The following is a 20,103-nucleotide window of genomic DNA, read 5'->3' on the forward strand; positions in this document are numbered from 1 at the left end:
ATTTGCTCAAGCGCGAACTTTTTCATTTTACTCAGGTCAGACACAGTGTATTTGGTAGCAAAGATGCAGCAAGAAAAGCACGACAACGCAGAGGAGTACCGGCTCGAATGAGCGAGCAGGATTTGGATTTAGCGCTGGTAAGAAAGGTTCAACAAGGAGATAAAAATGCTTATAACCTGTTGGTCACCAAATATCAGAATAAGGTTGCAGGATTGATTTCTCGTTACGTTGCCAATCAAGGTGATGTTGCAGATGTAGCTCAGGAGGCGTTTATTAAAGCCTACCGGGCCCTGCCTAACTTTCGGGGCGACAGTGCGTTTTATACTTGGTTATACCGTATCGCGGTGAACTGTGCGAAAAATTACTTAGTAGCACAGGGTCGTCGGCCGCCTGCGAATGATGTAGATGCAGACGAAGCAGAGTTTTACGAGGGCGCTGATTTATTGCGCTCAAATTCAACGCCCGAGAATTTGCTTCTGAGTGACGAAGTCAGAGACGTTATTTTTGCAACCATAGATAAGCTACCAGAAGATTTAAAAACAGCCATCACTCTGCGGGAGCTAGAGGGGATGAGCTACGAGGAAATCGCTGCGGTGATGGATTGCCCTGTGGGTACGGTACGTTCGCGTATATTTCGTGCCCGAGAAGCGATAGATAATAAGTTAACTCCGTTAATAGGTGAGTCTTAATATGACTAAAGCAAAGTGTAGTGAGCAGGATAAGGCGTTTGTCTCTGCTTTGGTTGACAACGAAGTGTCTTTGGACGATGTCCAAACTGACGATATTGATTCGCAAACCTTAGCCCGCTACAGCCTAATTGGCGACGCGATGCGCTCAGAGACCGCGCCTTCAATTCAATTAGATATTGCCGCTTCGGTTGCTAAGCAATTAGAAAACGAACCTGTCCATGCTGAATTCGGCCAACAACAAGCACAACAACAGCCGGCCGCATCACAGCAAAGCGCTCAGGTTATATCTGGTGGATGGTGGCGTGGTATCGCCCAAACAGCGATTGCCGCAAGTGTTGCTGTGGTTGCTGTAGTGGGTGTGCAACAATATGGCACTTCTGGTTCAGAACAAAGCGACTTGCCACCTTTGCAATCGCAGCCATTTTTAGGTTCCGCATCGCCGGTAAGTTATTCTTCGGAGCCGGCGCTTGATAATGCCGAGCGTGGTTTAAGAGATTTGCAAAAGCAGCGTATTGGTGCGCTTGTTATGGAGCACCAGCGACAAACCCGTGAAGCGGCGCGCATCGCTGCTAACGACGAGTCACAAAGCAAAAAGGACCAGTAACAAGTAATGAAGTACCTGTATGTTGCGCTTTTTAGTCTGTGGCTGACTCCTGCGTTGGCCATGTCCGAGATGACCGCTAAACAGTGGTTGGATAACATGGCTACGGCCGTTAAGCAGCGCAACTTTGTTGCTTCTTTCGTGGTCGTCAAAGACCGTGCCATGGAGCCTTATCGTTGGAGCCATGGTATTTATCAAGAGCAGGAGTTAGAGCTTCTTACGCTGTTAAATGGCGCCGGCTTGGAAATGGTGCGAGTTGATGGTCAGGTCACCTATTACGAGCCGCAAAATCAGCCATATTCAATCGCTACTAATACCATCGCTGGGCCTATTCCCGAAGTCTTATTTAGCGATATTGATAAGCTGCAAAGCAACTACCGCTTTGTGCTTGGAAATAAAGGACGTATCGCTGGGCGACCGGCACAGCAAATTCGCATCGAAGCGAAAGACCAAGATAAGTACAATTACTGGTTGTGGTTGGATACTGAGACCTCGTTATTGCTCAAATCCGCTTATGTGAATCACAGTGGTGAGTTGCTAGAGCAGTTACAGTTAAGCCATATCAGTGTGACCGAGCAACCCACTCCGGAGCTGGTGGAAATCAGTCAACGTGAATTTCCCACGCCGCTGCCGAAACTAGATGGGCAAAGTGGTGAAAGCAGCTGGAGTATCGGGTGGCTGCCGCAAGGGTTTGAACTGCTTAAAGCCGACCGCCATAAACTGAACATGAATAATGAGCTGGCCGATTACTACCTTTATTCTGACGGCTTAGTTGATGTCTCGGTGTTTGTGCAGCGGCCTCTAGCTAGTCAGCGTCCTAGCGGTGCACTGACCTCGGGAGCAACTACCGTGTATATTCATAATGCCGGAGCTTACGATGTTTCGGTGATAGGAAATATCCCGACGGCAACGGCGAAAAACATTGCCGAATCTGTCCAACGTCCTCTGTAGATTATGATCGAGCAAACCCTAACGGTGGTATCGGTGAAAGGGGATACCGCCTTTTTAAAAAGCGAACAAAAGCCAGCTTGTGCGGGGTGCAACGGTAAATGTGGCGCGCAAATCTTTGCCAAGTTATTCAAAACCGACAAAAAGACCTTCCCGTATCAATTTTCTGAACCTGTCGTTGTGGGGCAAAAAGTGAAGTTAGCTTTGGATGACTCCCACATTGTCAGCAGTTCGTTTGTTGTTTATATCTGGCCATTGTTGGCGGCATTGGTAAGCGCCGTGCTTGTACAAAGTGTTTTAGGCTTAGGCGAACTGGCACAAATTGGCACTGCTGTGGTGGCCGGTTTCGTTGGCTTTGTCATGGCAAAACAACGTCTTGCGCAGGTTGTTCATGATGTAAAAGTATTAAAAATTTACCCTTTGAGCCTACCTATTTCGCAAAGAGTTGGTGATTAGCGTCAATTAAAGGTAAAATCGGGCCTTTATTTACACGAGCTCAAGTTTAAGAAGTCAGAATCCAATTTATGAAGCATATCCGTAACTTTTCGATTATCGCCCATATCGACCATGGTAAATCGACCCTTTCCGATCGTTTGATCCAAGTATGTGGCGGGTTAACCGACCGCGAAATGCAGCAGCAAGTTCTGGATTCAATGGACCTCGAGCGTGAGCGTGGTATTACCATCAAAGCGCAAAGTGTAACCTTGAATTACACCGCCAAAGACGGTGAAACTTATCAGCTTAATTTTATCGACACCCCAGGGCACGTTGACTTCTCCTATGAAGTATCACGTTCTCTTGCAGCCTGTGAAGGCGCGTTGCTTGTTGTTGATGCTGGCCAGGGTGTCGAAGCACAAACCTTAGCCAACTGTTACACTGCCATTGAAATGGACTTAGAAGTGGTGCCTATTCTTAATAAAATAGACCTACCACAAGCAGATCCACTGCGTGTTGCCGAAGAAATAGAGGACATTGTCGGGATTGATGCCACTGATGCAGTGCAGTGCAGTGCAAAAACAGGAATTGGTATCGACGATGTGCTAGAGCGTATCGTTCGCGATATCCCGCCACCGCAGGGCGACACCGACGGGCCTCTTAAAGCACTTATTGTCGACTCGTGGTTTGACCCTTATCAAGGCGTTGTGTCTTTGGTGCGCATTGTTCAAGGCGAGCTGAAAACGGGCGACAAGATTAAAATCATGTCGAACGAGCAAGTTCATATTGCTGACAAGGTGGGTATCTTTACCCCTAAACAAACTAATACTGGCACACTGAAAACGGGCGAAGTAGGCTTTGTAATCGCCGGTATTAAAGAAATCCATGGTGCGCCAGTCGGTGATACGATTACCTTGGCGAAAAACTCAGCACAAGAGCGTTTACCCGGCTTCCAGCGCGTTAAGCCACAGGTATATGCAGGCATGTTCCCGATCTCTTCGGATCAATACGAGGCATTTCGTGATGCTCTTGATAAGCTCAGTCTCAATGATGCATCGCTATTCTTCGAACCGGAGAACTCAACCGCATTAGGTTTTGGTTTCCGTTGTGGCTTCTTGGGCATGTTGCACATGGAAATCATCCAAGAACGCTTAGAGCGTGAATATGATATTGACCTCATTACAACCGCGCCTACGGTAATCTATGAGGTTGAGACCAAAGACGGCACGATTCAGATTGATAACCCATCGCAGTTGCCTGCTGTAAACGATATTCTTGAAATTCGCGAGCCTATTGTTGAGGCCAATATTCTTGTGCCACAAGAATACTTAGGCAGCGTTATTACTTTGTGTGTTGATAAGCGCGGCGTGCAAACGCGTATGAATTATCATGGTAATCAAGTGGCTATTACATACGAGCTGCCGATGGCTGAAGTGGTGATGGATTTCTTCGATAAGCTGAAGTCGACCAGCCGTGGTTTTGCCTCTCTGGATTATAACTTTAAAGAATTCCGTACCTCAGACATGGTGCGGGTCGATATTCTTATTAACGGCGACCGTGTTGATGCCCTAGCGATGATTTGTCACCGCGATAATGCTCAAGGGCGAGGCCGTGAGCTTGCTGAAGCATTGCGCGAACTTATCCCAAGGCAGATGTTTGATATCGCAATTCAAGCGGCTATTGGCAATCATGTTATTGCCCGCTCAACAGTTAAGCAGTTGCGTAAAAACGTAATCGCTAAATGTTATGGTGGCGACGTAAGCCGTAAGAAAAAGCTCTTGCAGAAGCAAAAAGAAGGTAAAAAGCGTATGAAGCAGCTTGGCAATGTGGAAGTGCCACAAGATGCCTTCTTAGCAATTTTAAAAGTTGGCAAATAATAACAAAAGGAAATGCCTCTGATGGCCGGATATTTCTCCATATTTTTGGTGTTATTAACCCTTGGTTCTGGGTTAATTTGGTTGGTTGACCATCTTGTATATGCACCTAAACGTAAAGAGCGTATAGCCCTAGCTGAAGGGGCGGCGGGTAAAGAACTTGATGAAGAGTTGAAGCAAGAAATCGCACCTGAGCCTGTGCTTACCGAGCATGCTAAGTCGATTTTCCCAATGATTGCTATCATTACGGTGTTTCGCTCTTTCATTTTTGAACCCTTCCAAATTCCATCGGGGTCAATGATGCCGACCCTTTTGGTGGGGGACTTTATCCTCGTACAGAAATACTCCTACGGCGTTAAAGACCCGGTCTGGCGCAGTGAACTTATTGAGACCGGCAAGCCGGAGCGCGGAGATATCGCGGTATTTAAGTTTCCACCAGATCCTAAATTAGACTTTATTAAACGTGTCATTGGGCTGCCTGGTGATGCCATTGTGTATCGCAATAAGCAGTTATATATCAAACCAAACTGCGCCGAGGGTGAGCGTACTCAAGGTGCATTGCAATGTGGCGAATATAATAAAATTGCGCTAGAGATCATCAATAAGGATGAGTTCTCGCTCAGAGGACAATCGCTGGTGCGGCTGCAAGAGAGTTTGGGTGAAGTTGAGCATGACATTCTGATTAACCCAACTTTGCCTGAATTTAAGAGCAAATATTATCGCCAGCAGGGATCAAAAATTGATGAATGGATTGTTCCCGAAGGCCATTATTTTATGATGGGTGACAATCGCGATAACAGTCAAGATGGACGCGCTTGGGGGTTTGTACCTGAGGCTAACCTTGTAGGTAAGGCCGTGTTTATTTGGATGAGTTTTGAATTTGAACATGAACCAGATAGCGCGCTTCCAAGTTGGGTTCCAACCGGCGTACGATTCGAACGCCTAGGTAATATTCAGTAACAATGAAGAAAAACGTAGCAGAACTTTATAAAAAAATTGGTTATACCTTTAGTGAGCAAAACTTACTAGAGCAAGCCCTTACACACCGCAGCCATAAAGGCCAACATAACGAGCGCCTGGAGTTCTTAGGTGACTCTATCCTCAGCTTTGTTATTGCTGATGCGTTGTACCACAAGTTTCCTAAAGCGCGAGAGGGCGATTTAAGCCGTATGCGCTCGACCTTGGTTCGTGGGCAAACACTTGCCGAATTTGGCGTTGAATTTGAATTGGGTGATTACCTGCGCTTGGGACCCGGTGAGCTAAAAAGCGGCGGTTATCGCCGTGAGTCTACATTAGCTGATGCGGTAGAAGCGATCATCGGTGCAGTGTTCTTAGACTCCGATATCGATACCTGCCGTGACCTAGTACTAAGCTGGTATGCCACTCGCCTTGAGTCAATTTCCCCAGGAATGAATCAAAAAGATCCAAAAACTCTACTGCAAGAGTTTTTACAGGCGCGCAAACTCCCCTTGCCGGGCTACACTGTGATTGATACAAAAGGTCAAGCGCACAATCAAACATTCACGGTTGAATGTATTGTTGAAGGTATGGATAGCATTATTTCTGTAGGCAGTTCACGCCGTAAAGCAGAGCAAAAAGCGGCGGAAAAAGCCTTAAAGATGTTAAAGAATGACAGCTGATATGCAAACAAATACCCATTGCGGTATGGTCGCCATCGTTGGCCGCCCCAATGTAGGAAAATCGACCTTGCTTAATAAAATTGTTGAGCAAAAGGTCAGTATTACCTCGCGTAAGCCACAGACCACGCGCCATCGCATTATGGGTATCCACACCGAAGATAATTACCAAACGGTTTACGTTGACACACCTGGCTTACACGTAGAGGAAAAACGTGCCATCAACCGGCTAATGAACCGCGCAGCATCAAGCTCAATTGGTGATGTTGAATTGGTGATTTTTGTTGTTGAGGGGACGCATTGGACTGATGATGATGAAATGGTACTTAGCAAAGTCAGTGGTGGCAAAACCCCGGTGTTGGTCGTGATCAATAAGACCGATCAAGTGAAAGACAACAACTTGATTTTGCCGCACATTAAGTGGCTCAGTGAGAAAGGCGATTTTGCTGGCATTATTCCAGTATCGGCAAAACACAACCGCAATCTTGATTTGATCAAAAAAGAGGTACGTGCCCGCTTGCCAGAAAGTGAGTTCTACTTTCCAGAAGATTATATTACCGATCGCTCAATGCGGTTTTTAGCGGCTGAAGTAGTGCGTGAAAAGCTGATGCGCTTTATGGGTGATGAGCTGCCTTACTCGGTTACTGTAGAGATTGAACAGTTTAAGTGGCAAGACAATGGTGTATGGCATATTAATGCACTGATCCTTGTTGAGCGTGAAACGCAAAAACGTATGGTGATCGGTAACAAAGGTGAAAAGTTAAAAACTATCGGCCGAGAAGCACGTAAAGACCTTGAGCATATGCTCGATAATAAAGTGTTTTTAGAGCTTTGGGTGAAGGTCAAATCAGGTTGGGCAGATGACGAGAGAGCACTGCGCAGCTTAGGTTATGGCGAAGATTAAACGCCGATGGAAGCCGGTTTTGACCGTGCCTTTTTACTTCATCGTCGAGCCATTAGTGACTCGCAGTGGCTCGCTGATTTTTTAGTACAACACCGTGGTATGATGCGCATGATCGTGCGCCTCAGTGGTAAACACGCAGTAAAACATAAGGCTCAGTTACAGCCTTTCCAACCTTTGCTCATACGCTATCAAGGCGGCGGCGATCTTAAATATTTGCAGCATTTCGAATTATCAGGCTCACAGCCCGCTTTAATTGGTGACAAACTATATTGTGGTTTTTACATGAACGAGTTGGCCGTGCGTATCGTACCTTTGAACGAGCCGCTGGAGCAGGTGTACGACCTTTATCAAGCGCAGCTCAAGGCCTTGGCAGCCACTAACCACATGGCAGCGAGCTTACGCCATTACGAGCTCACTTTATTGGAAAGTTTGGGGTATGGTGTTGATTTTGAATACGATAATACCGGTAAAGAAATCAGCGCTGATTGTCATTATGACTACTATCCAGAGCAAGGGTGGGTGATGCAACAACAGCCTAAATATGGCTATGGTTTTAGCGGTAAGCAAGTGCTTGCAATGGCTGCGCGTGAGTTTACAGATCCTGAAATTCAACAGGCGGCGAAGCATTTTTGTCGCTTTCTACTTAAACCCTTGCTAGGCAGTAAGCCATTGAAAAGCAGAGAATTATTTAAATCAAGGTAAGGCAGCAATGAAAGAAATTCTATTAGGCATTAACGTTGATCATATCGCCACCTTGCGCCAGGCGCGCGGCACTCGTTACCCTGACCCTGCCCATGGCGCAGCAATCGCTGAGCATGCGGGCGCTGATGGCATTACTATCCACCTGCGCGAAGACCGTCGTCATATTCAAGACCGCGATGTGTATGTGATGAAAGACACCATTCAAACCCGTATGAACTTAGAAATGGCGGTGACTGAACAGATGCTGGCCATTGCCCTTGAGGTACAACCCGCGTTTGTATGCCTAGTACCAGAAAAGCGTGAGGAGCTCACCACCGAAGGGGGGCTTGATGTGGTCGGTCAATTCGATAAAGTTGCCGACGCGGTTAAACGACTCACGGCTGCGGGTATCAAAGTCAGTCTATTTATTGATGCCGATAAAGCGCAAATTGATGCCAGTGTGAAAGCGGCGGCACCCTATATTGAAATTCACACCGGAGCCTATGCCGATGCCGAGAATGACCAGCAACAAGCGAAGGAACTAGAAATTATTCGTGAAGGTGTGCGTTATGCTCATAATCAAGGGCTCATCGTCAATGCGGGGCATGGCTTGCACTATCATAATGTGAAGCCAATTGCCGCGATCGAAGAAATCTATGAGCTTAATATTGGTCACGCTGTTATTGCTCGTGCGGCCATTGATGGCATGGAAAAAGCGGTTCGTGACATGAAGCGCTTGATGTTAGAAGCGCGGGCGTAATTAGACCCTAAAGCACTGGTGCTGCCCAGTTCGGTGGTATGAGTGCTTTGCAGTTGCTGAAGTAAACATAACATGCGCAGCGCCTCAACCGATCTTGATAATAGGGCACCTGTTTGGCTGGCGCTGTCGGAGTTGTTTTTAGATACTGCAGTGAGTGATCACTATGATGCTATCGCCCGGTGCTGTGCGCACTCACCTTACAGCCTCAATGAACTTGCCTTTATTTTACATTATGAAGTTGCCCCAGTGCTGTGGCAAAACTTATTATCACCTGCTGGGCACTGGAGTGGTTTTGATGAGCAGTGGCTTATCAGCGCAGTCAAAGCGCATGTACTTAGCGCACGCACACCGCTAAGGCGGGCGTTACTGTATCTGTATTCGCTTTGTTATCGTCGCTATCTGCACCGTCATTGGCAGGCATTAGTACCAAGGATAAAGCACTGGCGACAAGTGCAAGGCAATGCTTAATGCACTGCCTTCACGTATCAGTACAGTCAAGATGAGCTGCTTTTCTCTAAACCGGCGTCAGCCATCAAATTGCTTAACTCGTCTTGTAGCTCTAACAGCTCGGGCTCAATATCATTAATGCTGGCTTTTTCTTTCATTGCGGTTTCAATCAGCTCGGCGAGTTTTTTCAGCTTAGGCACACCGGTATAGCAACAAGCACCATGAAACTTATGGATTATCGACAGCAAACGTTCATGGTCACCTTTTGCCATCGCCTCTTCGATAAGGTTCAGTGTTTCAGGAATACTTAATAGCAACATATTTAGCATCTCTTGGGCCAAATCTTCCTTGCCACCGGCACGTTGCAATGCCAGCTCCCAATTTAAACTGTCGCTGATAAAGGGGGGCTCGCTTAGTGGCGGTTTAGCACTGACGCGCTCACGAGCAAGCTTGTCATTGGGGGCATAATGCAATAGAGCATCGCTGAGCATATCCTCATCTAACGGCTTAGTAAGGTAACTGGCAAAGCCGACATGTTTTAACTGCTCCTTTTCACCATCTAAGGCATGGGCAGTGACCGCTATAATCGGGGTATCTTCATTCAGAGATGACTCTAAGATTAGTTTACACGCGGTAATGCCATCCATAATCGGCATTTGAATGTCCATAAAAATTAAGTCGTAACGATGGCTTTTACATACTTCGACCGCTTGCGCGCCGTTATGTGCGGTATCTAGACTCTCCACTTGTTCTTCGAGTAAGGCACAGATCAGTTTTAGGTTGGCATCATTGTCATCGACCACCAAGGCTTTGAGTGGCAAACGGGTCGTATGATGGTCGTGAGCATGAATAGTTGGGTGATCCAAGCGAAATGGCGCGGCCAACATTTCGCAAAATTTGCGATGGTTAATTGGCTTACTAAGACACCCATCGGCACCACTGCCAACGAGTGCCTCACGCATATTATGTGACACTGTGTTGAGTAATAAGTAGAGGTAGTCACTGCATTGACGAGCAATGGCAATGAGCTGCTTCATTCTGGCCATGGACTCTGCGCCGCCGGGATCGCCAAGCACGCAGATATCGTAGTTGAATGCGTTACTAGCAGCCTGCTCGAGCTCTTCTATGGTGCGGCACCCGGTTAAATGCACGCCCCAAGCCGCCAAAATACTGCTGGTTGCCATATAACTGTGTTCGTTCTGCTCGAAATACAGCACCCGCTTGTTGACCAAAGAAGCACAAGGCAGGTCAAGTTCAAAGTGATGTTCAGGTACTTTGAACACGGCGTTGAAGGTAAAACAGGTGCCCTTGCCGGGAGCCGAGTTCAGAGTGATGCGACCGCCCATAGCCTCGACTAAATGTTTGGTAATGATAAGGCCGAGGCCTGTGCCGCCAAATTTTCGGGTAATGGAAGAATCGGCCTGACCAAAGGGCGTAAACAAAGTGTCTTGCTTGTCCATGGCAATGCCCACACCCGTATCCTTAACAGATATTAACAATGAGACACGTTCGTCGTTCAACAACCGGCTACTAATATCAATATTGACTTCGCCGTGTTCGGTAAATTTAATGGCATTACTGACTAAGTTAGTCAGTATTTGCCGAAAGCGTGTGGGGTCGCCAACAAGGTGATCAGGCACGTTTGGGTTTACGTGAATAGACAACTCCAGGTTCTTCTCATGAGCGCCGGGGGCTAATAAGGTGAGCACTTCATTAACGGCATCACGAATTTGGAATTGAATGCTTTCCAGTTCCATGGCACCAGCTTCAAGCTTGGAAAAATCGAGAATGTCACTGATGATTGTCAACAGGCTATTCGCTGAGAGCTCAATGGTATCGAGGTAATCTTTTTGGTTTTTATTCAGTGGCGTTTTATAAAGCTGGCGGGCAAACCCGATGACTCCGTTCAGTGGGGTACGCAGTTCATGACTCATTTTCGCTAAGAAGTCTGATTTAACTTGGTTGGCAGCCAATGCATCACGTTTGGCGATATTGAGCTGGATGTTTTGCATCTCATACTGCTCGAGGGTTTCTTGATAATCAGCAGTGGCTTGGTCAATATGACGCTGCATCTCATCCTTTTCTTCGGCCATATGCTGGTTAATATGCAGCAACCCTTGGCGCAGCTGTTCGAGCTCGCCCTGCATTGGCTTTTGAATATTGTCGGCCTCTTTCCCATGAGCGACTTCTTGGGTTGCTTGAACTAAACGCGACAGTGGCTGAGTGATCATACGGCTCAAACGAATCGATATCACCACGGCAAAGCCAATGGCTAGCAGAATGACCGCAGCACTGATCAGCACCGCCTTTTGCTGCTCGACTACCGCAACTTGGCGATTGAATTGCACCATGACAATGCCATTAGTTTTAAAAGGCTGATGACTCGGCGCATTGGGGTCAAGTATGCCATGGTAGATAACCAGGAAATCGCCTTCTCGGGTTGTTTTGCTACTGGTTTTATTATCAAGCGTCGGTACTTGGGTTAAACGCGCAAACTCACGGTGTAAGTTGCTGGCCAACACCAGTTCATCGTTGCTATCGAAAATAGCAACGGACTTAATAAGAGGTGAGTGTTTGTTATGAATATGCCTGGCGATGCGCTCAAGTGCGCCTTGGTCGTTGTTCGCCAATGGGTTTTCCAGCGCTATACTTAAGGGTTCGATGATCGTATTACCTTGCTCGATAAGAAATTCATCCAGCTCAAGGTAGCGATTTATAGTAAAATAACCGCCAAGTAACAGACCAATCACCACAGTAGGCACCAAGGTCAGGATCAATACCGAGTCCCGCAGGCCTAATCGGTTCATAATCAACCATATTTTTTGTCTGTGATAGGTTTAGGTTATAGCTTTCACAGGCCTTTCGCAATGTTAATTAGGGTAGTCAATGGCGAAGTTCTTTAAGCCCACAAAAAAATCAGTCAGTCAGCGCTTTCGTACCTTGTCGATATCTGGACTCGACCACCATGGTCGCGGTGTCGCCAAAGATAAAGGTAAAGTGATCTTTGTTGCCGGGGCGCTTGGCTCGGAGCAAGTCAAAGCAGAAATACTCAGCGATAAAAAGAATTACGCTGAAGCACGCTGTGTGAAAGTATTAAGCCCCAGTGCTGAACGAGTGGAGCCAAAGTGCCAACACTACCAGCACTGTGGTGGTTGTAACTTGCAGCACCTCGAGGCAAGTGCACAGTTGGCTGAAAAACAAAAAGCGTTAGCGGCGTTATTTCATAAGTTCACTGGGCTCAGTTCATTGCCATGGCAGAGTCCCATTGATAGCTCACCTTGGTATTATCGTCGTAGTGCCCGGGTCAGTGTATATTGTGATAATAAGCAAGAGACCATCAAAGTTGGTTTTCGCCAGCAGGGGTCAAAACAGATCACTAATATTGTTGCTTGCCCGGTGCTTGATGCAGGGTTTATGGGTGTCTTTGACTTCTTTCGTGATGTTATTGGTGCGCATCGTGCTTTGCGCTGTATTACCCATTTACAGTTGGTGAGTGCCAAAGAACATAATTTCATTGTTGTACGCCACACTAAAACAATAGCGCAAGCACTGCGCGAAGATATAAACGCACAAGCGCAACAACACAACTGGCAACTTGTTTGGCAAAGTGAAGCGCAGCAGAGCTTGCCTAGCACTTACTATGAGCTGGAAAGTAGTCAGCTCCGCCTTGGCTTTGGTTTGCAAAATTTCATTCAAGTAAATGCCGAGGTCAACGACAAAATGCTCACGCAAGCCATGTCATGGCTTAATTTAGCGGCGCATGAGCGGGTATTGGATTTGTTTTGTGGGGTGGGCAATTTCTCGTTGTTAGCGGCCATGCAAGCACAGCATGTTACGGGTGTCGAAGGAGTTGAATCGGCCGTCTCCCATGCGCGCGACAATGCTCAGCATAATGGCATTGATAACTGTGATTTTTATTGCAGTGACCTTACGCAGCCATTAGCGCAAGCACAGTGGTTTTCAAGTGAGCTTGATGTGTTGATCCTCGATCCATCTCGCACTGGTGCTGAGGCGGTGCTTGCGCAATTACCGTGCAATCAGTTTAAACGTATCTTGTACGTGTCGTGCGATCCCGTTACTCTGGCCAGAGACAGTAAAATTATACTCGCCAGCGGACACCAGCTAACTAAGCTTGGGATAATGAATATGTTTCCGCATACCGGGCATATTGAAACAATGGCCTTATTCGAACGGGGGTAGTTGCGGCCATGGTGGCAACCAGACAATCACACCGTACAGCACAGATAGAGAGCTTTGATACGGCGCTAAATCAACTAGCTCTGAGCGATGACAAACATGCGTTAGTGAAAGCGGCCGCCGACTATTGTGGTGAGCGCCAGTGCGCCGAGCATGACCGTCTTGCCTTGGAGATGGTAGAAATTTTGGCGCAGTTAAACCTGGACGCCAATTCATTGGCGACGGCCTACCTAACGCCCTATTTCCTTGCTGGTTGTATAGATATTGAAGACACTCGCAACACCTTCAACAAAGACGTGGGTCTGTTACTCAAAGGGGTGGAGCAAATGGCGACCATCAGCACTTTGGCTCATGCTGGCAGCGGCCAAGTGCAGGTGGATAAAATTCGCCGCATGCTGTTGGCAATGGTGGAAGATGTTCGCGCGGTGGTGATTAAACTCGCGCAGCAGGTTTGCTATTTGCGTGAAGTGAAAAATGCCGAAGAAGAAGAGCGCGTAATTGCTGCCAAAGAAACCGCTAATATTTTTGCCCCTCTTGCAAACCGTCTTGGTATTGGTCAGTTAAAGTGGGAGCTAGAAGATTTAGCTTTTCGCTATTTGCATCCACAAACCTACAAACGCATTGCTAAATTGCTTGAAGAGAAGCGCTTAGACCGTGAAGCGTATATGCGCGATATGGTCAAGCAGGTAGAAGACAAGCTTACCCAAGCGGGAATTCAGGCGCAGGTATATGGCCGCCCGAAGCACATTTTCAGTATTTTTAAGAAAATGAGCAAAAAGAACTACGAGTTTGATCAATTATTCGACATTCGAGCCATGCGCATCATCGTCGATGAAATTCAAGATTGTTACGGTGCCTTGGGTATCGTACACACCAGTTGGCGTCATTTACCCAAAGAGTTTGACGATTATGTTGCCACACCCAAACCGAACGGCTACCAATCCATTCATACCGTGGTCTTCGGGCCGGAGGGAAAAACCGTAGAAATTCAGATCCGTACCCAGCAAATGCATGAGGATGCGGAGCTAGGTGTGGCGGCACATTGGATGTATAAAGAAGGTGCACTGCCTGGTCGGGACTCGGGTTACGAGCAAAAAATTAATTGGTTACAGAAGATTCTGCAGTGGCAAGAAGAAGTTGTGGATGGCACCGACCTAGCGGATGAATTGAAAAACCAGGTGGTCGAAGACCGGGTCTACGTGTTCACCCCGCGCGGCGATATTTTCGATTTACCCCATGGGGCAACCCCCTTGGATTTTGCCTATTACATTCATTCCAACGTTGGTCATCGTTGTGTTGGCGCTAAGGTATTTGGCAAGATTGTGCCTTTCACTTACCAGTTACAAACTGGTGATCAGGTCGAGATTCTTACCCAAAAAGAGCCCAATCCGAGCCGTGATTGGCTTAACCCTAGCTTAGGGTATATCCGCTCCTCACGAGCACGTTCGAAGATCCACCACTGGTTTAAGCAGCTAGATCGAGACAAAAACTTACAAGCTGGTAAGGATATTCTCGATGGCGAGCTGCAAAAGCTCGATATTCACTACAAAGATCTCGAGCCGGCGATTAAGCGTTTTAATTTCTCAGCTCTTGATGACCTCTTGGTCGCTATCGGTGCCGGTGATGTGCGTCTAAATCAGCTGCTTAACTTTGTGCAAAACAAAGGTGAAAGCGAACCACAAATCAAGTTCAAGCCGCACCGTGGTAATCACAAAGGCGATAAAAATGGCATCGTGGTTGATGGCGTTGGCTCGCTGATGAGCCATATGGCAGGTTGCTGTGAGCCGGTGCCAGGCGATAGCATTTGTGGCTATATTACTCAGGGTCGAGGCATCGCGGTGCATCGCAGTGACTGTGAGCAATTTGCGCAGCTACAAGAGCGTCACCCCGAGCGCATTGTGGAGGTCAGTTGGTCGCAAAAAACCAGCCAAGACTTTGCTCTGTCAATCAAGGTCGAGGCCAACGATCGCCAAGGATTAATTCGCGATATCAGCGCGGTGCTCGCCAATGAGAAGGTCAATGTGATGAGCATGAATGTGAATACTATTGATGAGAAGCAACTGGCGATATTTTCGATGAAGATCGCGGTCTCAGACCTAAGCAGCACCAATCGACTGCTAACGAAGTTACTGCAAATTGATGGCGTGTACGATGCCAACCGAGTTGGAGCTAGCTAATGGGCTCAGTTGATGAACTATTGGCGATTATGGCCAAGCTGCGCTGTCCTGAGTCGGGTTGCGAATGGGATTTGGGGCAAGATTTTCACACCATAGTGCCGCACACTCTTGAGGAAGCCTATGAGGTCGCCGACACCATAGAGCGTGGTGATTTTACTGCCCTTAAAGCCGAGCTTGGCGACCTGTTATTTCAGGTGATTTTTTATGCGCAACTGGGAAAAGAACAGCAGCTGTTTGATTTTGAAGACATCGTCAGTGGTTTAAATCGTAAGCTCAAGCAGCGTCACGGTCATATTTTTGCCGATGAAGCCGAGCCCGGCAACTGGGAGCAGCGCAAGCATCAGCAGCGCCAAGCGCAAGGGCAAAAGCAGCTTCTAGACGATATTCCTAGCAATCTTCCGGCGCTCAGTGCGGCTCATAAAATTCAAAAACGGGTCGCCAGTGTGGGCTTTGATTGGCCCTGCATTAGCGGCGTTTTGGATAAGGTGAATGAAGAGGTCGAGGAAGTGCGTGAGGCCATCAACATTGATCCACACAGCGATCACAGTGCTGAAGAAATTGGTGACTTGCTGTTTGCCACCGTTAATGTCGCTCGCCATCTTGGTCGTGACCCTGAGCAGTTACTGCGCCAAGCCAATCGCAAATTCACTAAGCGATTCAACCAAGTGGAAGTACACATCAATGAGCAGCAGCACTGCCTTAAGGACGCCTCATTAGCGCAAATGGAAGCAGCGTGGCAAAAGGTCAAATCACAAGAGTAAGGCCGCACCCGTAGGCCAATTTAAACTGGATTGGCGCAGGTGGCTTTGCTATACTATCGCCCCGTCTTGATTCTATTTAATCCATTTCCTGATATCTTAGGGTTCGCATGAGTACAAAATTTATCTTCGTTACGGGCGGGGTGGTTTCCTCGTTGGGTAAAGGTATTGCCGCAGCGTCTTTGGCCGCAATTTTAGAAGCACGTGGCTTAAAGGTGACCATCTTAAAGCTGGATCCTTATATCAACGTTGACCCGGGCACTATGAGCCCGATTCAACACGGTGAAGTGTTTGTTACCGAAGACGGGGCTGAAACAGACCTTGACCTAGGTCACTACGAGCGCTTTATCCGCACCAAAATGACCAGCCGCAACAACTTCACTCAAGGACGCGTATACGAAGATGTGTTGCGCCGTGAACGCCGTGGTGAGTACCTAGGCGCCACCATTCAGGTTATTCCACATATCACTAATGATATTAAACGCCGCGTGATTGAAGGCGCTGAAGGGCATGATGTGGCCATCGTTGAAATCGGCGGCACGGTTGGTGATATTGAATCACAACCTTTCTTAGAAGCAATCCGTCAGCTTGGTACCGAGCTTGGACGCGAAAATGCGCTGTTCATGCACTTAACCCTAGTGCCTTTCTTAGGCCCGGCAGGAGAAGTGAAAACCAAGCCTACGCAGCACTCGGTGAAAGAGCTTCGTTCCATCGGTATTCAGCCTGATGTGCTGGTATGCCGTTCGGCGTGTAAATTGCCGGCCAACGAGCGCGCTAAAATTGCACTATTCACCAATGTTGAAGAAAAAGCGGTTATCTCACTGCAAGACGTCGACAGCATTTACAAAATTCCGGCGTTATTAAAGTCGCAAGATTTAGACAATATTATTTGTCGCCGTTTTTACTTAGATTGCCCAGAAGCGGATCTGTCTGAGTGGGAACAAGTACTGTATCAAGAGTCGAACCCAATTGGGGAAGTGACCATAGGTATGGTCGGTAAGTATATTGAGCTTCCTGATGCTTATAAATCGGTGAATGAAGCCCTTAAACATGCCGGTTTGAAGAATCGCTTAACTGTTAATATCCAGTATGTTGACTCCCAGGATATTGAGAGCAAAGGCGTTGAATTACTGCACGGCTTAGACGCTATCCTCGTACCGGGTGGCTTTGGCGGCCGAGGTATTGAAGGCAAAATTCGCACAGCGCAGTATGCTCGTGAAAACAAGGTGCCTTACCTAGGTATTTGTTTGGGGATGCAAGTCGCACTGATTGAATACGCACGCAACGTTGCTGGCCTAGAAGGGGCGAACTCAACTGAATTTGATGCCGGCTCTGCGCATCCGGTGGTTGGCCTTATCACCGAGTGGCTGGATAAAGACGGTAATGTTGAAATGCGTGATGCAGACTCTGATTTAGGCGGCACTATGCGTTTAGGCGCGCAGTTATGTCACCTTAAAGAGGGTTCAAAAGTACGCGAGGTGTACGGCAGTGACCAAGTGGTTGAGCGTCACCGCCACCGCTACGAAGTAAACAACAATTATGTTGAACAACTTGAGCAAGCGGGTCTGAAATTCACCGGTCTCTCCGAAGATAAAAAGCTGGTGGAAATCATCGAAAATGAAGATCATCCATGGTTTATTGCGGCGCAATTCCACCCGGAATTCACCTCAACACCACGCGATGGTCACCCACTATTTGAAGGTTTCGTGGCAGCAGCAAACAGCTTCCAGAAACAATCTTCGTAATTGTCAGATAAAGCCGTGCTCATGCACGGCTTTTTCGTTTTACACTTGGGACAAGAGGAATCAAGCAAGATGTCAGAAATTGTTAAAGTGATCGGCCGTGAAGTGATGGACTCACGAGGTAACCCAACTGTTGAAGCTGAGGTTCACCTAGCCAGTGGTGCATGGGGCCGTGCCTGTGCTCCATCAGGTGCATCAACCGGTACGCGAGAAGCATTGGAGCTGCGCGACGGCGACAAAGCACGTTACCTAGGCAAAGGTGTGCTAACCGCAGTCGGTTACGTAAACAACGAAATTGCCACCGCATTAAAAGGTCAAAATGCCCTTGAACAACGCGCTATAGATGCGGTGATGTTAGAGCTAGATGGCACTGAAAACAAAGAAAAACTAGGTGCAAACGCGATTTTGGCTGTGTCTTTAGCGAATGCTAAAGCAGCCGCTCAAGAAAAGGGCGTAGAGCTATTCGAACATATCGCTGATATCAATGGCACCTCAGGTAACTACTCTATGCCTGTGCCAATGATGAACATTCTTAACGGTGGTGAACACGCTGATAACAATGTTGATATTCAAGAGTTTATGGTTCAGCCAGTAGGCGCATCTAGCTTCCGTGAAGCGCTGCGCATGGGCGCGGAAATTTTCCATAGCTTGAAGAAAGTACTCAGTGCTCGCGGCTTAAATACGGCGGTGGGTGATGAAGGTGGTTTCGCCCCTGATCTGAAGTCGAACGAAGAAGCTCTGGAAGTGATCGCTGAAGCGGTTAAAGCTGCCGGTTATGAGCTCAACAAAGACGTGACCTTAGCGCTTGATTGTGCTGCGTCAGAGTTTTACCACGATGGTAAATATGACCTTAAAGGCGAAGGCAAAGAGTTTGATTCTGCTGGATTTGCAGATTTCTTGGCTGACTTGGCGGCGCGCTATCCAATCATCTCTATTGAAGATGGCTTGGATGAGAGTGACTGGGACGGTTGGAAAATTCTGACTGACAAAATTGGCGATAAGGTGCAATTGGTCGGCGATGATTTATTCGTAACAAACACGAAAATCTTAAAGCGCGGTATTGATGAAAGCATTGGTAACTCTATTCTTATTAAGTTTAACCAAATTGGCTCTCTGTCTGAAACCTTGGATGCGATCAAAATGGCGCAAGATGCCGGCTTCACAGCGGTTATTTCACACCGCAGTGGTGAAACAGAAGACGCCACCATCGCTGATTTGGCAGTAGGCACAGCAGCCGGTCAAATTAAGACGGGTTCATTGTGTCGCTCTGACCGTGTCGCTAAGTATAACCAGTTGCTACGTATTGAGCAGCAACTGGGTGATAAAGCGGTATATAAAGGTCGCTCGGAAATCAAAGGTCAATAACCAGTTGTTGAACAAAAAAACCGCAGCTCAGCTGCGGTTTTTTATCTCTGGTATTACCAAGCACTTAAAAGCTTGGCTTGTGGTTAAATAGCACCACTGAAGGTTATTGAAGGCTGTTGGTTGTACCGCGATTGAGCTCACGTTTTACGTAATCTTGACCTGCTTTTTCTTGTGCTGCTTTTTCTTCAGCAGTCATACAGACGCGCTTGGGTATGTTCGAGCCAGTCGGCCTTTTTAACTCACAAATCAGGCCGTCATTATTGGCGGTTTGTCCTTCATTAGCTTGGCCAGCGCAACCACTTAATAGCACCACTGCACATCCTGCCAAAAGCAATCCTAATTTCATTATTATCTCCTTAATAGTCCGTTAGCCCTCTTTTGGGGCCACCTTCATGTTATAAGGGAATTACTTTTCAGTTGCCAGTAAAGTAAGTGTTATTAATTGTTTTTAATAGTTAAATTAACCTGTTGTTAATATTGTTTACCTTTCATTGTTGTGTCACTATGAGTCTAAATCGGAACAGTCGCTGTATCTGCATTGGTAACGCTCAAGGAGGGCAGGGTGACAGTACTTTATTTTCTCGGATGTCCAGAATTAGACACGCTTAATACCTATGAGCGTAGTCAGGTCGTGGAACAGGCCTATAAAGAGTTTCGGGCAGTGCACCCGGTAAAATGGGCGATACGCTGGTTGTTAATTGTCTTGGCGCTATTACCCTCGGTGATACTAGGCGTGTTGATTGGCACTGAGGCTGCGCTCGCCAGTGCAGTGATAGCTATGGTGCTACTGCACATTGTCATTGCAGAGAAAGAGAGCACCTTAGCCCGCCATTATTTGCATCAGCATTTCAGCGAGCTCTGTGCGAAAGTGTTGCTTAAGTACTAAAA

General features: G+C 47.3%; 19 protein-coding genes. 17 read left to right on the plus strand and 2 right to left on the minus strand.

All coding sequences use genetic code 11. From position 1 onward, the window contains the following. Positions 1–107: 107 nt before the first annotated feature. The 11 genes from rpoE to PRUTH_RS01615 all read left to right on the plus strand — a co-directional run bounded on the left by rpoE (position 108) and on the right by PRUTH_RS01615 (position 8,997). Positions 108–689, plus strand: a complete 582-nt coding sequence (gene rpoE, locus PRUTH_RS01565; RefSeq protein WP_022944105.1) for an RNA polymerase sigma factor RpoE — start codon at positions 108–110, stop codon at positions 687–689. A gap of 1 nt (position 690) precedes the next feature. Beyond that, entirely contained in the window at positions 691–1,293 is a 603-nt protein-coding gene (locus PRUTH_RS01570; RefSeq protein ID WP_022944104.1) for a sigma-E factor negative regulatory protein, read from the plus strand. A 60-nt stretch (positions 1,294–1,353) separates the two neighbouring features. Beyond that, the gene (locus tag PRUTH_RS01575) at positions 1,354–2,241 is read left to right on the plus strand and encodes a MucB/RseB C-terminal domain-containing protein (RefSeq protein WP_257221072.1); all 888 of its coding nucleotides are present in this window, start codon (positions 1,354–1,356) and stop codon (positions 2,239–2,241) included. Between the two features lie 3 nt (positions 2,242–2,244). Beyond that, positions 2,245–2,694 carry a SoxR reducing system RseC family protein gene (locus PRUTH_RS01580; RefSeq protein ID WP_022944102.1) on the plus strand — a complete coding sequence of 150 codons (450 nt, stop codon included), beginning with the start codon at positions 2,245–2,247 and terminating at the stop codon, positions 2,692–2,694. A gap of 68 nt (positions 2,695–2,762) precedes the next feature. Beyond that, on the plus strand, positions 2,763–4,550 hold the full coding sequence (gene lepA, locus PRUTH_RS01585; protein WP_022944101.1) for a translation elongation factor 4: 1,788 nt from the start codon (positions 2,763–2,765) through the stop codon (positions 4,548–4,550). 21 nt (positions 4,551–4,571) lie between these two features. Then, a complete protein-coding gene (gene lepB, locus PRUTH_RS01590; RefSeq protein ID WP_022944100.1) occupies positions 4,572–5,507 on the plus strand; it encodes a signal peptidase I in 936 nt (311 codons plus the stop codon). Between the two features lie 2 nt (positions 5,508–5,509). Further along, positions 5,510–6,187 carry a ribonuclease III gene (gene rnc, locus PRUTH_RS01595; protein WP_022944099.1) on the plus strand — a complete coding sequence of 226 codons (678 nt, stop codon included), beginning with the start codon at positions 5,510–5,512 and terminating at the stop codon, positions 6,185–6,187. Between the two features lies 1 nt (position 6,188). Continuing rightward, on the plus strand, positions 6,189–7,088 hold the full coding sequence (gene era / locus PRUTH_RS01600; RefSeq protein ID WP_026110994.1) for a GTPase Era: 900 nt from the start codon (positions 6,189–6,191) through the stop codon (positions 7,086–7,088). Between the two features lie 6 nt (positions 7,089–7,094). Next, positions 7,095–7,790 carry a DNA repair protein RecO gene (gene recO, locus PRUTH_RS01605; protein ID WP_151172368.1) on the plus strand — a complete coding sequence of 232 codons (696 nt, stop codon included), beginning with the start codon at positions 7,095–7,097 and terminating at the stop codon, positions 7,788–7,790. 7 nt (positions 7,791–7,797) lie between these two features. Next, positions 7,798–8,529 carry a pyridoxine 5'-phosphate synthase gene (gene pdxJ, locus PRUTH_RS01610; RefSeq protein ID WP_130145172.1) on the plus strand — a complete coding sequence of 244 codons (732 nt, stop codon included), beginning with the start codon at positions 7,798–7,800 and terminating at the stop codon, positions 8,527–8,529. Positions 8,530–8,601: 72 nt separating this feature from the next. Then, positions 8,602–8,997: a DUF7079 family protein gene (locus PRUTH_RS01615; protein WP_151172369.1), complete on the plus strand. Its 396-nt coding sequence runs from the start codon at positions 8,602–8,604 to the stop codon at positions 8,995–8,997. Positions 8,998–9,023: 26 nt separating this feature from the next. Here PRUTH_RS01615 and barA read toward each other — a convergent pair whose 3' ends face one another. Further along, positions 9,024–11,783 carry a two-component sensor histidine kinase BarA gene (gene barA / locus PRUTH_RS01620; RefSeq protein ID WP_151172370.1) on the minus strand — a complete coding sequence of 920 codons (2,760 nt, stop codon included), beginning with the start codon at positions 11,781–11,783 and terminating at the stop codon, positions 9,024–9,026. A 79-nt stretch (positions 11,784–11,862) separates the two neighbouring features. On the opposite strand from barA, the gene rlmD reads away from it, so the two are divergent. The 5 genes from rlmD to eno all read left to right on the plus strand — a co-directional run bounded on the left by rlmD (position 11,863) and on the right by eno (position 19,215). Next, positions 11,863–13,176, plus strand: coding sequence for a 23S rRNA (uracil(1939)-C(5))-methyltransferase RlmD (gene rlmD / locus PRUTH_RS01625; RefSeq protein ID WP_151172371.1), 1,314 nt, complete (start codon positions 11,863–11,865; stop codon positions 13,174–13,176). 8 nt (positions 13,177–13,184) lie between these two features. Beyond that, on the plus strand, positions 13,185–15,350 hold the full coding sequence (relA, locus tag PRUTH_RS01630; RefSeq protein ID WP_022944092.1) for a GTP diphosphokinase: 2,166 nt from the start codon (positions 13,185–13,187) through the stop codon (positions 15,348–15,350). Next, positions 15,350–16,111 carry a nucleoside triphosphate pyrophosphohydrolase gene (mazG, locus tag PRUTH_RS01635; RefSeq protein ID WP_151172372.1) on the plus strand — a complete coding sequence of 254 codons (762 nt, stop codon included), beginning with the start codon at positions 15,350–15,352 and terminating at the stop codon, positions 16,109–16,111. Before relA ends, mazG begins: the two co-directional genes overlap by 1 nt. Before the next feature lie 107 nt (positions 16,112–16,218). Beyond that, entirely contained in the window at positions 16,219–17,853 is a 1,635-nt protein-coding gene (pyrG, locus tag PRUTH_RS01640) for a CTP synthase (RefSeq protein WP_022944090.1), read from the plus strand. A 69-nt stretch (positions 17,854–17,922) separates the two neighbouring features. Continuing rightward, positions 17,923–19,215 (plus strand): phosphopyruvate hydratase, encoded by a 1,293-nt coding sequence (eno, locus tag PRUTH_RS01645; protein ID WP_045978620.1) that lies wholly within the window; start codon positions 17,923–17,925, stop codon positions 19,213–19,215. Positions 19,216–19,318: 103 nt separating this feature from the next. Here the strand turns inward: eno and PRUTH_RS01650 are convergent, their stop codons facing one another. Next, the gene (locus PRUTH_RS01650; RefSeq protein WP_022944088.1) at positions 19,319–19,561 is read right to left on the minus strand and encodes a hypothetical protein; all 243 of its coding nucleotides are present in this window, start codon (positions 19,559–19,561) and stop codon (positions 19,319–19,321) included. 216 nt (positions 19,562–19,777) lie between these two features. Here PRUTH_RS01650 and PRUTH_RS01655 point away from each other — a divergent pair, with 216 nt between their 5' ends. Continuing rightward, complete coding sequence (locus PRUTH_RS01655) at positions 19,778–20,101, plus strand: hypothetical protein (protein ID WP_151172373.1); 324 nt, start codon at positions 19,778–19,780, stop codon at positions 20,099–20,101. The last annotated feature ends 2 nt before the right edge of the window (positions 20,102–20,103 follow it).

Source organism: Pseudoalteromonas ruthenica (assembly GCF_008808095.1).
GTDB lineage: Bacteria > Pseudomonadota > Gammaproteobacteria > Enterobacterales > Alteromonadaceae > Pseudoalteromonas > Pseudoalteromonas ruthenica.

Coding starts and splice junctions, on each gene's coding strand:
- rpoE (WP_022944105.1), top strand. CDS start 108: ATGAGCGAGCAGGATTTGGATTTAGCGCTGGTAAGAAAGGTTCAACAA.
- PRUTH_RS01570 (WP_022944104.1), top strand. CDS start 691: ATGACTAAAGCAAAGTGTAGTGAGCAGGATAAGGCGTTTGTCTCTGCT.
- PRUTH_RS01575 (WP_257221072.1), top strand. CDS start 1,354: ATGTCCGAGATGACCGCTAAACAGTGGTTGGATAACATGGCTACGGCC.
- PRUTH_RS01580 (WP_022944102.1), top strand. CDS start 2,245: ATGATCGAGCAAACCCTAACGGTGGTATCGGTGAAAGGGGATACCGCC.
- lepA (WP_022944101.1), top strand. CDS start 2,763: ATGAAGCATATCCGTAACTTTTCGATTATCGCCCATATCGACCATGGT.
- lepB (WP_022944100.1), top strand. CDS start 4,572: ATGGCCGGATATTTCTCCATATTTTTGGTGTTATTAACCCTTGGTTCT.
- rnc (WP_022944099.1), top strand. CDS start 5,510: ATGAAGAAAAACGTAGCAGAACTTTATAAAAAAATTGGTTATACCTTT.
- era (WP_026110994.1), top strand. CDS start 6,189: ATGCAAACAAATACCCATTGCGGTATGGTCGCCATCGTTGGCCGCCCC.
- recO (WP_151172368.1), top strand. CDS start 7,095: ATGGAAGCCGGTTTTGACCGTGCCTTTTTACTTCATCGTCGAGCCATT.
- pdxJ (WP_130145172.1), top strand. CDS start 7,798: ATGAAAGAAATTCTATTAGGCATTAACGTTGATCATATCGCCACCTTG.
- PRUTH_RS01615 (WP_151172369.1), top strand. CDS start 8,602: ATGCGCAGCGCCTCAACCGATCTTGATAATAGGGCACCTGTTTGGCTG.
- barA (WP_151172370.1), bottom strand. CDS start 11,783: ATGAACCGATTAGGCCTGCGGGACTCGGTATTGATCCTGACCTTGGTG.
- rlmD (WP_151172371.1), top strand. CDS start 11,863: ATGGCGAAGTTCTTTAAGCCCACAAAAAAATCAGTCAGTCAGCGCTTT.
- relA (WP_022944092.1), top strand. CDS start 13,185: ATGGTGGCAACCAGACAATCACACCGTACAGCACAGATAGAGAGCTTT.
- mazG (WP_151172372.1), top strand. CDS start 15,350: ATGGGCTCAGTTGATGAACTATTGGCGATTATGGCCAAGCTGCGCTGT.
- pyrG (WP_022944090.1), top strand. CDS start 16,219: ATGAGTACAAAATTTATCTTCGTTACGGGCGGGGTGGTTTCCTCGTTG.
- eno (WP_045978620.1), top strand. CDS start 17,923: ATGTCAGAAATTGTTAAAGTGATCGGCCGTGAAGTGATGGACTCACGA.
- PRUTH_RS01650 (WP_022944088.1), bottom strand. CDS start 19,561: ATGAAATTAGGATTGCTTTTGGCAGGATGTGCAGTGGTGCTATTAAGT.